This window comes from Neisseria sp. HMSC31F04, from assembly GCF_001807735.1.
Taxonomy (GTDB): domain Bacteria; phylum Pseudomonadota; class Gammaproteobacteria; order Burkholderiales; family Neisseriaceae; genus Neisseria; species Neisseria elongata.
Genome location: NZ_KV790783.1, coordinates 22,195 through 37,056 on the forward strand (window position 1 = coordinate 22,195; position 14,862 = coordinate 37,056).

At 54.4% G+C, this 14,862-nt stretch carries 14 protein-coding genes and 2 pseudogenes; 12 read left to right on the forward strand and 4 right to left on the reverse strand.

Going from position 1 to position 14,862, the window contains the following annotated elements:
- Positions 1-86 precede the first annotated feature (86 nt).
- Both HMPREF3107_RS02550 and ppk2 read left to right on the forward strand, forming a co-directional pair.
- The gene (locus HMPREF3107_RS02550) at positions 87-767 is read left to right on the forward strand and encodes a GNAT family N-acetyltransferase (protein WP_070453055.1); all 681 of its coding nucleotides are present in this window, start codon (positions 87-89) and stop codon (positions 765-767) included.
- A 38-nt stretch (positions 768-805) separates the two neighbouring features.
- A complete protein-coding gene (gene ppk2 / locus HMPREF3107_RS02555) occupies positions 806-1,696 on the forward strand; it encodes a polyphosphate kinase 2 (RefSeq protein ID WP_070453059.1) in 891 nt (296 codons plus the stop codon).
- A gap of 72 nt (positions 1,697-1,768) precedes the next feature.
- On the opposite strand, the gene HMPREF3107_RS02560 is transcribed toward ppk2, so the two are convergent.
- Entirely contained in the window at positions 1,769-2,095 is a 327-nt protein-coding gene (locus HMPREF3107_RS02560; protein ID WP_070453061.1) for a stress response protein, read from the reverse strand.
- Between the two features lie 72 nt (positions 2,096-2,167).
- Here HMPREF3107_RS02560 and HMPREF3107_RS12275 point away from each other — a divergent pair.
- Positions 2,168-2,275, forward strand: a pseudogene (locus tag HMPREF3107_RS12275) (IS5/IS1182 family transposase); the annotation flags it as partial.
- A gap of 100 nt (positions 2,276-2,375) precedes the next feature.
- Complete coding sequence (locus HMPREF3107_RS02565; RefSeq protein WP_070453063.1) at positions 2,376-3,842, forward strand: efflux transporter outer membrane subunit; 1,467 nt, start codon at positions 2,376-2,378, stop codon at positions 3,840-3,842.
- A 248-nt stretch (positions 3,843-4,090) separates the two neighbouring features.
- Here HMPREF3107_RS02565 and HMPREF3107_RS02570 read toward each other — a convergent pair whose 3' ends face one another.
- A complete protein-coding gene (locus tag HMPREF3107_RS02570; protein ID WP_141742810.1) occupies positions 4,091-5,887 on the reverse strand; it encodes a Pycsar system effector family protein in 1,797 nt (598 codons plus the stop codon).
- A gap of 171 nt (positions 5,888-6,058) precedes the next feature.
- On the opposite strand from HMPREF3107_RS02570, the gene HMPREF3107_RS02575 reads away from it, so the two are divergent.
- The 6 genes from HMPREF3107_RS02575 (at position 6,059) to HMPREF3107_RS02600 (ending at position 12,322) form a co-directional block, all read left to right on the forward strand.
- Positions 6,059-7,876, forward strand: coding sequence for a SurA N-terminal domain-containing protein (locus HMPREF3107_RS02575; RefSeq protein WP_070453066.1), 1,818 nt, complete (start codon positions 6,059-6,061; stop codon positions 7,874-7,876).
- Between the two features lie 130 nt (positions 7,877-8,006).
- On the forward strand, positions 8,007-8,588 hold the full coding sequence (locus tag HMPREF3107_RS02580; RefSeq protein WP_070453071.1) for a hypothetical protein: 582 nt from the start codon (positions 8,007-8,009) through the stop codon (positions 8,586-8,588).
- Between the two features lie 81 nt (positions 8,589-8,669).
- A complete protein-coding gene (gene trxB / locus HMPREF3107_RS02585) occupies positions 8,670-9,620 on the forward strand; it encodes a thioredoxin-disulfide reductase (RefSeq protein ID WP_070453073.1) in 951 nt (316 codons plus the stop codon).
- A gap of 76 nt (positions 9,621-9,696) precedes the next feature.
- Positions 9,697-10,188 (forward strand): peptidylprolyl isomerase, encoded by a 492-nt coding sequence (locus tag HMPREF3107_RS02590; RefSeq protein WP_070453075.1) that lies wholly within the window; start codon positions 9,697-9,699, stop codon positions 10,186-10,188.
- Between the two features lie 96 nt (positions 10,189-10,284).
- The gene (gene recA, locus HMPREF3107_RS02595) at positions 10,285-11,355 is read left to right on the forward strand and encodes a recombinase RecA (RefSeq protein WP_041961370.1); all 1,071 of its coding nucleotides are present in this window, start codon (positions 10,285-10,287) and stop codon (positions 11,353-11,355) included.
- 184 nt (positions 11,356-11,539) lie between these two features.
- Complete coding sequence (locus HMPREF3107_RS02600; protein WP_246828574.1) at positions 11,540-12,322, forward strand: sugar ABC transporter permease; 783 nt, start codon at positions 11,540-11,542, stop codon at positions 12,320-12,322.
- Positions 12,323-12,349: 27 nt separating this feature from the next.
- Here HMPREF3107_RS02600 and HMPREF3107_RS12775 read toward each other — a convergent pair.
- Positions 12,350-12,628, reverse strand: a pseudogene (locus tag HMPREF3107_RS12775) (terminase); the annotation flags it as partial.
- On the reverse strand, positions 12,591-13,466 hold the full coding sequence (locus HMPREF3107_RS12505) for a DnaT-like ssDNA-binding domain-containing protein (protein WP_070453080.1): 876 nt from the start codon (positions 13,464-13,466) through the stop codon (positions 12,591-12,593). The gene HMPREF3107_RS12505 and the pseudogene HMPREF3107_RS12775, both read right to left, overlap by 38 nt.
- Before the next feature lie 145 nt (positions 13,467-13,611).
- Here HMPREF3107_RS12505 and HMPREF3107_RS12510 point away from each other — a divergent pair, with 145 nt between their 5' ends.
- Both HMPREF3107_RS12510 and HMPREF3107_RS02615 read left to right on the forward strand, forming a co-directional pair.
- A complete protein-coding gene (locus HMPREF3107_RS12510; RefSeq protein WP_246828575.1) occupies positions 13,612-13,977 on the forward strand; it encodes a DUF2460 domain-containing protein in 366 nt (121 codons plus the stop codon).
- Positions 13,974-14,828, forward strand: a complete 855-nt coding sequence (locus HMPREF3107_RS02615) for a DUF2163 domain-containing protein (protein WP_070453083.1) — start codon at positions 13,974-13,976, stop codon at positions 14,826-14,828. Before HMPREF3107_RS12510 ends, HMPREF3107_RS02615 begins: the two co-directional genes overlap by 4 nt.
- The last annotated feature ends 34 nt before the right edge of the window (positions 14,829-14,862 follow it).

The following is a 14,862-nucleotide window of genomic DNA, read 5'->3' on the forward strand; positions in this document are numbered from 1 at the left end:
GGCCGTCTGAAAATGAGCAACGAAGCGAGTTTCGCTAAAATTACAAAGCGAACTTCTTCACAACCTATTCTTGAAAGATTGAAAAGATGATTGAAAACGAATACGGCCAGCCGGTCGGCGAAATCGTGGAAAATTTGGGTGCGGGCAGCCTGCCGCAGGCGCAATTATTGCAGGGACGTTTCTGCCGGTTGGAGAAACTGTCGGCAGAAAAACACGGCAGCAGTTTGCGGGAAGTATATGCTTCGCCGCCGGAAAATTGGACTTATCTTTCCATAGGCCCGATAACGGATGCAGACGGCTTGGCGGATTATTTGGTCAAGCTGGAGCAATCTGCCGACCCGTATTGGTTTGCCATTGTCGAACAGGAAAGCGGACGGGCGGTCGGCACGATCGCCCTGATGCGTACCGATACCGCAAACCGCAGGATTGAAGTCGGCTGGGTGGTGTACGGGGAGAAACTCAAACGTACCCGCGCGGCTACCGAAGCGCAATTCCTGCTGATGCAATATGTATTCGAAACCCTGCACTACCGCCGCTATGAATGGAAGTGCGACGCGCTGAACGCACCTTCCTGCCGTGCTGCCGAACGGCTGGGTTTCACTTACGAAGGCACTTTCCGCCAAGACCGCATCAACCGCGGCCGCAGCCGCGACACCAATTGGTATTCGGTCATCGACAGCGAATGGCCGGAACGCAAACGGCGTTTCCTTGACTGGCTGTCCGACGATAATTTCGATGCACAAGGCAGGCAGAAAAAACCGTTATAGCGGATAGGGTGGCCGGCATAATCAAAGGAGACCGAAAAATGAACCAGAAAACCGAAGGCAAACCCGCCAAAATCAGCCTGAAAAAATACCTCCGCGAATTGAAGTATCTGCATGGCGAACTGGTCGCCCTGCAACGCTGGGTGCAGCACGAAGGCCTGAAAGTCTGTATTATCTTCGAAGGGCGGGACGGCGCGGGAAAGGGCGGAACAATCAAAGCGATTACCGAACGCGTCAGCCCGCGCATCTTCCGCACCGTCGCCCTCCCCACGCCCACCGAGCGCGAAAAAAGCCAGATTTACCTGCAACGCTACATCCCGCACCTGCCCGCCGCCGGCGAAGTCGTCATCTTCGACCGCAGCTGGTACAACAGGGCCGGCGTGGAGCGCGTGATGGGCTTCTGCACCGAAGAAGACTGCTTCAAATTCCTGACCATCATGCCGTTTTTTGAAAAGGCACTCACCGACAGCGGCATCATCCTGCTCAAATATTGGCTGGAAATCGATATGGAAGAACAGGAACGCCGTCTGAAAAACCGAATCGCCGATCCGCGCAAAGTCTGGAAACTTTCGCCCATGGACACCGAGTCCTACCGCCGCTGGTACGACTATTCCCGCGCCCGCGACGAAATGATGGCCGCCACCGATACATCATGGGCACCGTGGTTCGTGGCCGACAGCAATGACAAACGCACCGCCCGCCTAAACATCATCCGCCATTTGTTGAGCCAAATTCCCTACGAACACCTGCCCGCGCCCGAAGTCGAATTTCCGCCGCGCCAAAAGGCAGACGGTTACCGCGAAACCGACCGCAGCCGCCGCATGGTAGAGGACTGGTACGGCAAACAGGCGCAAGCCGACAGAGAATATAAAGAACAACGCAAAAAACAAAAACGGCAGACAAAAGCCGATAATGCAGTCTCGGAAGAGTAGGGATGAATAAATCTAAAGGCCGTCTGAAAACGGCAAAACACCTTTCAGACGGCCTGTAAAGCCGATGTTCGATTAACGGCGGAATTTGCCGTGGTCGAAATCATCAAACGCCTCGTAAGCTGCGCGGCATTGCTCAGCCTGATCGCGGTAAGGCAGCTCGCGGAACGCCTGTTTTGCCTTCGAATTTTCCCGCAGTTCCGCCTTATCGCCTTCAAAGCGATACCACTTGGCGCGGCGGTCGAGATATTTTTTACAGGCCGGATGCAGCTTGTGCGGCTTCTTAGCCTTGTGCGCTTTGCCCGCATGACGACCGTGCGGCGGTTCGGCGGCGGCAGGTACGGACGCTCCCAAAGCCAGTACCAAGGCCAGCGCGGAAAAAAGCGGCTTGCTTGCAAACATAATAAGCTCCTATCGAAAAGCATACCGATAACGGTAAAGACATTATAAACTCAGACTAACTGAAAAAATTGAAGGTATAGTGGATTAAATTTAAATCAGGACAAGGCGACGAAGCTGCAGACAGTACAGATAGTACGGCAAGGCGAGGCAACGCCGTACTGGTTTAAATTTAATCCACTATAAAAGTCAAAACCGATGACGGCGGCGTAAATCCGAATCATAACGGCGTTGCCCCGATTTTCTTTCGCCGTCATCAAAAGCAACAAACAAAGGAAACCCCATGTTCCGACCGCAAAAAACAGCCTTGGCTTTGGCCGTCTGCGTCCTGACTGCCTGCCAAAGCACGCAAATTCCCCTAAAAAGCGAAATAGACCTGCCTGAAGAGTACGGTCAAAACCAAGCAGCGCGAGGAAGTGCCGAAACCGCCCGCTGGTGGCAAAACTGGCACGACCCCGTACTCGGCCGGCTCATAGAACAAGGCTTGGCGCAAAGTTACGATATCCGCATTGCCCGCAGCCGTCTGAACGAAGCCCGTGCGCAGGCAAGGCTGGCCGCTGCCGATACAGGTATCAACAGCGGCATCAGTGCCGAATCCCGCGCCACGCACAGTGAAATAAACAACCCATTGAATGACGGTATACGCGGCCGACTGGCGCAAAACCCCCAAACCGAAAAACTCGGCCGCGACACTTTAAGCGGCAGCCAAAACCTGTTAACCGCAGGCATACAGGCATCTTGGGAACCCGATATTTTCGGGCGTAAACGCAGTGATGCCGATGCCGCAAACTATGCCGCACTGGGGCAGCAGGAAGCCTTGTACGGCGCGCAACTCCTGCTGAGCGGCGAAATTGCCGCCAATTACCTGAACGCCCGTGCCGTGCAGGCGCGGCAGCAGACTGCTGCCGCCAACATCGCCGTCCTGCAGAAAATGCTGCAATATGCCCAAGGACGCTTCCACGCCGGACACGTTGATGCCCATGCTGTCAAACAGGCGCAAAGCGCACTGGCCGCCGCCCGGGCCGCCCAAAGCACACTCGATGCCGAATACGGCGCATACGTCCGCAACATCGCCGTATTGACCGGCCAAGTGCCGCAACACTTCCGACTGCCCGACAGCTCCGCCGACATCCTGTCCGCCCAACCTGAAGCACCAAGCGGGCAGACCCCGCAGGGATTGATCGAACGCCGTCCCGACCTTCGCGCCCGCGCCGCTGAAGTCCGCGCTTATGCCGCCAAACTCGCCGGCGCGAAAGCCGACCTGTTACCGCGTTTCACCATACAGTTTCTGGGGCAGGGCGGCCGTCTCGAACTTGAAGGCGACCGCAGCCTGCATGGTTGGAACAGCCTGTTTAAAATCGGCATCAGCGTCCCGCTGTTTACCAACGGCCGCATCAAGGCCAACATCGATGCCGCCGATGCCCGCCTAAAGACCGCCCTGCTGAATTACGACCGCACCCTGCTGACCGCTTTGGGCGAAGTCGATTCCGCCTACCAAAGCCAAACCGCCCTGACGCGGCAAAGCAAACTGCTGCAACAATCCCTGCAACAGGCGCAAAGCCGCGCCGACGGCGCGCAAAAATTATTCCGTTACGGCAGCCTGACGCTGGATGAGGCCCTGCGTGCGAGGCTGGACGAACAAGAAGCCCGAGAACGCCTGATACGCTCCCAACTCGCCAGGGCGCAGGCGACGGTAAACCTGTACAAAGCATTGGGTGGCGGCTGGGAGGAAACGGCTCAGGCAGATTAGCGGATTGTGTCAGGAGATGGTAACGCTGCGGCCAGGCAAATGAATCCGCAACGATTCGTCAATTTTTGCGGATGATGTCTTTCAGACGGCCTCCTGTCTGAAAATGCACGGTTGGCTGCTGGTTTGTTCCGTCTTTCATATATGGCCGATGGCATCATTGCAGCCATCATCCGTCCGCAGAACGAAAGGCCGTCTGAAAACCGATATTATGGTTTTCAGACGGCCTTTATCTGCATCGCCTGCTTGGCTTAATCCTTGCTCAGCGTGCTGTAATCAACCATCATGTATTTGGCGGTCAGTTTTTTCGAGGCGTTGCCCTCGTCGCCCATCACAATCAGGCGCGGCTTGCCGTTTACGGTAATGGAATCGACGGCTTCCACGTTTTTGATGTGCTGCAGGTTGGGCAGGGTAATTTTCTGCGGCTCGTCGCTGTGTTTGCCGCTCCAGGTCCATAATTGCGAGAACCTTTCGCCGGCTTCGTCTTTGACTTCGTTGGCGATGATGTAGGTTTTCAGGATAGGGTCGTAGTTGAGCGAACGGATACCGCCGCCGGCAATGTCGATGACCGCGACTTCGTCAAACTCGGGTTTGGACTTGTGCTCAAACACTTCCTTAGGATTGGCAATAAAGGCAACCAATGCCATGTTGTTGAATTCGGGGTCGCGGAAGCCCAGCACCAGCCGTTTTTTCACCGGATCGAAAGTCATACCTTCTATATTGATTTCCTCAAACGAAACCTCGGCGTTGGTGCGTTCGTGGATCAGGTCGTGCAGCTTGGTATCGCTTTCCAGCACCTGCGTCAGGTCGTCGTAGCTCGTCAGGCCCAACACCTCGCCGTTTTGGATTTTGAAACGCAGCATGTGTTCCCGGTCGGGCGAACGCTGGCCTTTTTTGTTGCGCGAGTGCGAGGTCAGCGCGTAGATGAAGCCTTCGTCGTCGCGGGCGAGTGCCTCCAAGTCGTTCAGACGGCGTTTGAAGCCCGTGATGATGCGGGTATCCAATGATTCGTCTTCAATCAGTTGTTCAGACTTATCAATCGACAGTATGCTGAACGCGTGGTTCGGTTCGTCCTCGGCAATCAGCAGCCGTCCGTCGGGAAGCTGTTGTACGGCGGAAGGTTCGTACACGCCTTTGAACATATCGATACCCAGTGCGCGCAGCTCTGCCGAATTGTCGGCGGACGAAGGCATCAATGCGGGCAGGGTTTTCACGCCGATAAAGGCGAAAAGGGATGCAAGCAGCCCCCAGCGGAATACTGAGTAAGATAAGTTTATGTATTTAAACTGTTTGTCGGCCAGTAGACCCAGCCAGTAAAGATGGTCGCTCATTTTTTCGTACACTTGTTTTCGGTCTCCCATAATTTCTTGCATCATTTCCCAATATTCTTCTTTCTGTACCTTCACGCGGTCTTCATAAATCAGGATATTGGGCTGGGCACCGCCAAAAAAGCGCGTTTCGGCATGGCTGACGCGGGTTTTCCAGTCCGAGAGTTTCGCCCGTCGGCGCAGCACGTCTTTCAGCCATTCGCGCGCCGCACGCACTTTGCCGATTCGTTCGGGCGAGGCGGACAGCAGCGCGAACACGATGGATGCGGCGGCGGTAATCATAAATGTGCTGGCGGGAATCAGGAATTCGGGCGACGACGAGAAAATAAATGCCCCCGAAATCATCAATGCCGACACGATGAAGCCGTTGAGCGAAATCATAATGTTGGCTTTGGTTGCCGCCAATGCGAGCAGCTCCATTTCCGAGCGCACGGCGTTGCGGAACATGGTTTCCACGCCTTTGGCCGTGCCGATTTCGCTGAGACGGCGTTTGGTATTGCGTTTTTTGCGTTTGCTTTTTTTAGAGGGCTGCGTTTTGGACGCAGGTTCGGTTGTATGGGAATCCGCACCGTCGGGCTTATGTTCCGGCTGGTTGTCGGAAACGCCTCCGACACCGTTTTCAGACGGCCTGCCGCCGTCGTGTGCCGTTTCGGATTGGGGTGGAGATGGGTGCGGAAATTCCGCATTTTCAGGCAGGTTGTTTGGGATATTTTCCATCATTCATACGCGCTCCGTAAAAATAAGGAATTTAAATCATTTCATTATCATTTATCTATTGTCAAGCATAAGGGGCCGGGTGGTCGGTTTTTCAGACGGCCTCATGCTATTTCTGCCGTGGGTAAAATCAGTTACAATGACCGCCTTTTTATTCTTTGATTTTACTTGGAAGCTATGTTTTCAGCCGTAGAGAAATACAACGGCCCGGCCAAAATTATGCTGGGTTTGATTGCACTGACTTTTATCGGTTTCGGCGCATCTACCGTCGCCGCTCCCGGTTCGGACTACATCGTCAAAGTGGGAGACGAAAAAATCAGCACGCAAAATGTGCAGGCCGCCGTGCGCGAAGAGGGCTTGGAGTCCAATCAGGACGCGCTGACCGTGCTGACCGACCGTGCCTACCTTTATGAAGGCGCGCGCGCAATGGGCATCAATGTTTCGCTGGAGCAGTTGAAACAAGTCATTATGGCCGACAAAGGCTTTCAAGACGAAAACGGCCGTTTTAACGAGCAGAAATTCCGAAATTTTCTGGCGCAAAGCGGCCTGACTGAAGACCAGCTGATTGAAAATCTGCGCCGTCAGTTTGAATTGCAGAACGTGGCCAACCTTGCCGCCAACGGCAACATCGTCAGCAGCCAGCAGCTCGAACGTATCGCCAAACTGATGCAGGCCGAGCGCGAAATCCGCACTGCCGTGGTCGACCCGCGCAATTTCGCCGCCGGAGTCAAAGTGGACGATGCCGCGCTGAAGGCCTATTACGATAAAGACAAAAGCAAATACCTCATCCCGAAAGCGGTGAAATTCGAATATATCGAATTGTCGGCAAAAACTTTGGCCGACAGGCAGACCGTCAGCGAAGAAGAAGTAAAAAAAGCCTTCGCCGAACAGCAGTCGTCTGCACAGCCCAAGCAGGAAGTGTCGCACATTATGTTTGCCCTGACTCAGGGCGGCGACAAAGCCAAAATCAAAGCGGAAGCGGAAAAAGTGCTGGCAGAAGCAAAAGCTTCGCCTGACAATTTTGCCGCCCTGGCGCAAAAATATTCGCAAGATACCGCCACGGCGCAATCCGGCGGCGCATTGGGCGTGGTGGATAAATCTTCCGCTCTGCCGGAAGAGTTTAAAGCGGCAATCGCCAAGCTGAACAAAGGCGACATCGCCTTGGTGGAAAGTACGGGCGGTTTCCATGTCGTCCGCATCACCAATATGCAGGGTCAGCAGAGTTTTGACGAAGCCAAAGCCTCGCTGGAAGCGGAATTGAAGCAGAAAAAAGCGCAGCAGGCCTTGGCGCAGATGCGGCAAACCCTATCGCAAACCACGTTTGACTTCCCCGACAGCCTGAAGGCCGCAGCCGAGAAAACAGGGCTGCCCATCCAAAGCCACAACGAATGGTTGAGCCGTCAAAATGCCGTGCAGCAAAATATTCCTGCCGAATGGCTGGAGGTGTTGTTCAGCGACGAAGTGTTTAAGAAAAAACACAATTCCGACGTGATTACGGTTGGCGATACTTCTTGGGTGCTTCGTGCCACGGAAACGCGGGAAGAAAGCACGCCGGCTTTCGAACAGGTAAAAGAACAGGTACGCACGGCCTATGTAAACAGCGAATCGGCCAAAGCGGCGACAGAGCAGGCGAAAAAACTGTTGGCCGAACTGCAAAAAGGCGGCAAGCCCGAACTGGCGTGGTCGGAAAAAGAAACCCTGAGCGCGTCGGACGCACGGTTGCGCCTGTCTCCCCAGGCATTGGCCGCGCTGGCAAAAGCACACCCGACAGACGGAAAACCCGCTTACGCGCTGCTGGAAGGACAGCCTGCGCCGCTGTTGGTGGAAGTCTTGTCGTCAAAAGTGCAGAAAGCCGATGCGGATGAAAGTAAAAAACTGAAAAACGAATTGGCGCAGCGTACCGGGGTCGGCATGTACACCGGCCTGCTGACCTATCTGAAAACCAATATTCCCTTGAAGCAGGGTGCGCAAAAATTGGATTCAGACAAACATTAAGCATGATGCCGAAACCGTTTCAAAGGCCGTCTGAAAATACCTTATGCCGGATTTTTCAGACGGCCTTGATTTTCCCGCCGCCTGCCTAATATTAGGCCTTCGTCCACATCCGTCATCACAAAGGAAAACGATGAAAAAATCCCGCCTGACACTGCTTGTTTTCACCGCATTCGCCCTGGCTGCCTGCGGCAATGACAAACAGGCCGAACTCGAACAGCAGCTTAAAGCGCAACAGGAGCAAATCGCCCAATTGCAAGCACAGGCTGCCTCGGCCGCCGACCAAACCGTTTACCAGCTCCTGCCCGATGCCGTTAATGAAACCCTGTCGCCCGAAGCCCAGCAGCAGGGCAAAAACGGCGAAATCGTAACCGGCAAAGACGGCCAGCAATATATGTATGATTCTTCAACAGGAAGCTGGTTCCTGCAAAGCCTGGTCGGAACGGCGGCCGGTGCCTTGATAGGCAACGCGCTGGCCAACAAATTCGCCCGCGCCCCGGCCAACAGCCCAGCCGCGCAACAAGTACGCAGCCGCTACGAGCAGCAATACAAAGGCAAACGCCCCACCGCGCCGACCAGCCTGCGCCCGCAAAATGCCGGACAACGCGGCCAACAGGCCGGCGGCTACCGGCCGACAGACCGCGCCCAATCCAACTATCAGCAGCCGCGCCGTCCCACCATGCCGCGCCGCAGCGGATTCGGCCGCCGCCGCTAACCGTTTTCAGACGGCCCCTTAACAGATGAGGCCGTCTGAAAAACATTGCACCGCATCCCTAGATACAGCAAGGAATAAACCATGAGCAGCAAGTACCACAAACTCATCATCCTCGGTTCCGGCCCCGCAGGTTACACCGCCGCCGTTTATGCCGCCCGCGCCAACCTCAATCCCGTCATCATCACCGGTTTGGAACAAGGCGGCCAACTCATGACCACCACCGAAGTGGACAACTGGCCTGCCGATGCCGACGGCGTGCAGGGCCCCGAACTGATGGCGCGCTTCCTCGCCCATGCCGAACGCTTCGGCACGGAAATCGTTTTCGACCACATCCACACCGCACAACTGCAGCAACGCCCGTTCAAACTCATCGGTGATGCGGGCGAATACACCTGCGACGCACTCATCGTCGCCACCGGCGCATCGGCCAAATACCTCGGCCTGCCGAGCGAAGAAACCTTCGCCGGACGCGGCGTGTCCGCCTGCGCCACCTGCGACGGCTTCTTCTATAAAAAACAAGACGTAGCCGTAGTCGGCGGCGGCAACACCGCCGTGGAAGAAGCACTCTACCTGGCCAACATCGCCAACACCGTAACCCTGATACACCGCCGCGACAGCTTCCGTGCCGAAAAAATCATGGTGGACAAACTGATGCGCCGAGTGGAAGAGGGCAAAATCATCCTCAAAACCGAAGCCGTATTGGAAGAAGTATTGGGCGACGACAGCGGCGTAACCGGCGCGCGGTTGAAATTCAACGACGGCCGCAGCGAAGACATCGCCGTCAAAGGCGTATTCATCGCCATCGGCCACAAACCCAATACTGACATCTTCAAAGGCCAGCTCGATATGGACGACGCAGGCTACCTGAAAACCAAAGGCGGCAGCGGCGACAACGTCGGCGCAACCAACATCGAAGGCATTTGGGCGGCCGGCGACGTAAAAGACCACACCTACCGCCAAGCCATCACCAGCGCGGCTTCCGGCTGCCAAGCCGCTCTCGATGCCGAACGCTGGCTCGACGGCCAACACTGATTTCCACGCCGTCTGCAAAAACCTTTACACGGAAAAGTTTTCAGACGGCCTTTACCTCAACCGAAAGGATTGCAAAATGATTAAACTGACCACCAACAAAGGCGTGATTACCCTCGAACTGGATCACGAAAAAGCCCCGATTACTGCCGCCAACTTTGAACAATACGTTAAAGACGGCTTTTACGACGGCGTGATTTTCCATCGCGTAATCAAAGGATTCATGATACAGGGCGGCGGCATGAACCCGGACATGGGCGAAAAAGCCACCCGCGACAGCATTCAGAACGAAGCGCAAAACGGCTTGAAAAACGACAAATACACCATCGCCATGGCGCGTACCCAAGCCCCGCATTCCGCATCCGCCCAGTTCTTTATCAATACCAAAGACAACGACTTCCTCAACCACACCTCGCCCAGCCTGCACGGTTGGGGTTATGCCGTATTCGGCAAAGTAACGGACGGTTTCGATGTGGTCGATGCGATTGAAAACGTCGCCACCAAACGCCACGGCTACCACGACGACGTGCCGGTCGAACCCGTTATCATCGAAAAGGCGGAAATCGTTTAATCCGCACATATAGGCCGTCTGAAAACTTGGGTTTCAGACGGCCTCCCCTTATGAGATAATTGCCCCATTTGACAAACCTCAACGAGAATACCCACCATGGCAGACGAGAAAAAAAGCAGCAAATCGGAAGACAAAAGCAAAGCCCTGGCCGCAGCTTTGGCCCAAATCGAAAAACAGTTCGGTAAAGGTTCCATTATGAAAATGGACGGCAGCCATCAGGATGAAGACCTCGAAGTCGTCTCTACCGGCTCGCTCGGCCTCGACTTGGCGCTCGGCGTCGGCGGTTTGCCGCGCGGCCGCATTGTTGAAATTTTCGGGCCGGAATCTTCCGGTAAAACCACCCTGTGTCTGGAAACCATCGCCCAATGCCAGAAAAACGGCGGTGTGTGCGCCTTTATCGATGCCGAAAACGCCTTCGACCCGATTTATGCGCGCAAGCTGGGCGTGAAAGTGGAAGAATTGATGGTTTCCCAGCCGGATACGGGCGAACAGGCATTGGAAATCTGCGATATGCTGGTGCGTTCCGGCGGTGTTGACATGGTGGTTATCGACTCGGTTGCCGCGCTTGTACCGAAAGCGGAAATCGAAGGCGATATGGGCGACAGCCACGTCGGCCTGCAAGCCCGCCTGATGAGCCAGGCACTGCGCAAACTGACCGGCCACATCAAAAAAACCAATACTTTGGTGGTGTTCATCAACCAAATCCGCATGAAGATTGGCGTCATGTTTGGCAGCCCGGAAACCACCACCGGCGGTAACGCCCTGAAGTTCTATGCATCCGTCCGCCTCGACATCCGCCGTGGCCTCCAAATTAAAAAAGGCGACGACGTTATCGGCAACGAAACCAAAGTCAAAGTCATTAAAAACAAAGTTGCCCCGCCGTTCCGCCAGGCCGAATTCGATATCCTCTACGGCGAAGGCGTGAGCTGGGAAGGCGAATTGATAGACCTCGGCGTGAAATACGATATTGTTGAAAAATCAGGCGCATGGTACAGCTACAACGGTGCGAAAATCGGACAAGGCAAAGATAATGTACGCGTTTGGCTAAAAGAAAATCCCGATGTTGCAAACGAAATTGACAGCAAAATCCGGGCTGCCGCCGGTACCAATATCGAAATTACCGAAGGCGTGCGTGATGAAACCGACGGGGAAGAACCGGAAGAATAAACTTTAGGTTTGGTCTGAATAGAATCGGTATCGGTAGTCCGTCTGATTCAAAACGACTACTCCCCAATATGGAAGCGGTTGTTTTAAATTCAGACAGGCCGTCTGAAAAGCATGAATCAGAATCCGGAAACGGCTGTTCAAACAAACAGGCAATTGCCTCTGCAATTGCCTGTTTTAACATAACTTGATAGAATTACGCCAAATATTATATTGTCAATTACTCACTTTATCTAAAATCATGTCTAAATTTTCTAATTCATTAACCAAGTCGCGCAATCCTTTCGATCAGCCAAAAAACAAAAAAAGTGCCGCGCCGGGCAGTACGGCGGGTGCGTTGGGATTGTTGTTGTCCATTCTTGCCTTTGCCGTTTTGCCGCTGTTGAAAACGCTTGAGTTAGGCAGCGTTGTTACCGACTTGGGCGTGCCGCTGTATGTATTGCCGATCGCTTTGGCAGTCTTAGCGGTGGTGTGCGGATTCAAAGGACGGGGCGGAGTGGCCGCAATCGGATTGTTGCTGGGCATTGCGTGCCTGTTGTTGGCGGGTGTCTGTGTCGGCATCGATCGCTTTGCACCACAATTTAATACGGCATTGAAGCCTGTTTACGAATTGTCCGGTTTGCAAACACCGACGGCTGTTTCACCGGTAACGGGAAGTCCCGCTCCCAATATCAAACAGAAAAGCAGCCCTAATCCTGATTCTGCTGCCGATGCCTTGATTTTTACGCAAAACCTGGTTGCTTCCAGGCTATCAGAGGGCTTGGAGTTGAATCAGATTACGGAGGCATTGATGCTGAACGAAACGCAACATAAGTATTGGCAAAATATCAGCGTCCTGCAGGGCACGATTACCGCCATTCCGGTTGGCAGCGATCAGGCTTTGGCCATGCTGCCGTTGCAGGAAGGCAATAAAATTACATGGGCATGCAGCGGCAATATTCCCGAGAGTGTGAAAGAGTTATGTGAATAATTTGCTTGCAAACTCGATTTAAATCCTGCTCTCGCTTGCAAGCTCCACGCCGGGAAATATCGCCCGATACTCTTCGTGCTGCACAAGATTCCGAATCTGCACGGAGTTGCTTACGGCCAGCGTTGCCGAATAGCTCGCGTGGATAAACTCACAATCAGGCACGCGCCCCATCGCCCATGCGATAAAGTTCACGACCGCTATTTCTGTTTTCGAGTAGCGCGGCGGAATGTTGATAATCAGGCGTTTCGTTTCGCCGTTGAAAACACGCTCAAGCGCATCGCAGATTAGGGCGTGATGCCGTGCCCTTAGGCTTCCCGTCCCCCGCGCCATTGCCGCCCTGTTGCGGCTGGTTCAGTCTGCGGTGTGAAGGGTCTTTGGGCTTGGACGCAAACGCCCCCTGCGCTTTTTGGCGCACCAGCAGCTGGAAAAACTTGTGTTCCCACATCGCCTGCGTCAAAACCTTGCCTGCCGCCTGCCAGTAGCTTGCAAACTCCGCCAGCGCATCAGCCACGCGGCTGTCGGCAAGGCACGGGATTTGCGAACGGCGCAGCTTCTCGTCAAACGCGGTTTCGTCTGCGGGCTTCCAGCCGTCCGCCATCGGAAATTCGTTCAAGTCTGCCAAACCGTCAGGCGAAGCAAAGCCGCTGTTGTCGGCAAACCCCAAACCGTCTTTCCCAACCTCTGAAATCTCTACTACATCTTGTTTTTTGTTTTCTTGTTTTCTGTGGGGTACATTTTTTGTAGGGGGTGTGGGTACATTTTTTGCAGGTACTGCACCCTCATTTTTTGTAGTAGGTGCATTTTTTGCAGGGGGTACAAAATTTGCAGGTACTCCCCCATCATTTTTTGCAGGGGGTTTGGCTAAAAAATAAACACTCGGCCTACCCTTAAAATCCATCTTGCCAACCACCCCGGCGGCCAATAATTCGTCCAAGGCCGATCTGACCGTGCGTTCGTCTCTCAACTTCTTGCCGTCAATAAACTGGCTGATGGCAATGGCATCCGATTCTTTGCCCCATCCTCGCGTCTTACGCACGATAATCAGGTAGCACTTGACCGTATTACCTCTCAATTCGCCCATCATCTCGTCAACAAACGCATTACTTATCTGGAAACTGTTCGGAATAAATCTTTCAATCGTCATTTCCAACCCCTTTCACAACCTCGGCCCACCGCTCCAAAGCCCCACGCGCCTTGATAACGTCTTCCGCCCGCATATAAGCGGACACCAGCAGGTATGCTTCCCGTATCTTTTCGTCGCGGCTCAACCCTCTTTACCGGTGGAAGGTGTGGCGTATTGCCGCATAGAAGGCCATGTAGAACTGGATGAAGGATTGTTCGGTAATACGGTAACGGGCGTTACCCGCTATCAGCTGGTGCGGTCGTTCGGCGGCTTTGTCGAACCTGTTTTGGCAGTGAAGGACAGGCCGGCCGTCAAGGTGGGCGGCAGGCCGCTAACTTACGGGCGGGATTATTCCGTTAACGATAAGGGCGTTTTGGTGCTGAATACGCCGCAGGCGGCAGGGCAGCCGATTACATGGTCGGGCGGTTTTTATTTCCGTGTGCGGTTTATGGCCGATACGGCGGATTTCGAGAACATCATCGGGCATTTGTGGGCGGCCAAGAAAATTGAGTTTGTGAGCGTGAAGTTATGAAGACGGCGACAAGGGAGCTGATTGATTTGCTGCACGGCAGCGATGAATTTCTGATGGCGGACTTATTCAGGATTACGCTTTCAAACGGCCAAATACTGCGGCACACGAACGCGGATATGCCTGTTGTTTGGGATGGGCAGACCTATGAGGCGCACAAGCTGATTATCAAGCGCGGGGCTACGCGCGTGGCCGTCGGCTTGGATGTGGACTCAAACACGCTGGAGATTGCCGCAGAAACCGATTACAGGCTTGAAGGCCTGCAATGGTCGGAGGCGGCTTTGGGTGGCGCACTGGACGGCGCACGGGTGGTCATCGAGCGGATATTTTTCAGCGATTGGGCAACGCCCGTGGGCACGGTGGTCATCTTTTCCGGCAGGGTGTCCGACGTATCGGGCAGCCGTTCTGCGGTCAAAGTGGATGTGAAATCGGACATCGAGCTTTTGAATGTGTCCAGCCCGCGCAACATCTATCAGGCCGGTTGCATGAGGACGCTGTATGACGGCGGCTGCAAGGTCAATCGTGAGAAATTCACGGTCAACGGCCGTGTTACGGCGAACAGTACGACAGGAACGGAACTGGCGTGCAATCTGACGCAGGCGGACGGCTGGTTCAATCAGGGCGTGATTAAGTTTACGAGCGGGCGGAATGCCGGATTGAGCCGCACAGTCAAGGAACACAAGGGCGGCAGGTTGTCGTTTGCCTTGCGCCTGCCTTCCCCGCCGCAGTCGGGCGATGTGTTCAAAATTTATCCGGGCTGCGACAAGCGGCAGGAAACCTGCGGGAAAAAGTTTGACAACATCGTGCATTTTCGCGGCTTCCCGTATATCCCAGCCGCTGACACGATTACTTAAAGAGGCCGTCTGAGACCTTTGCAAAATCCCCCCA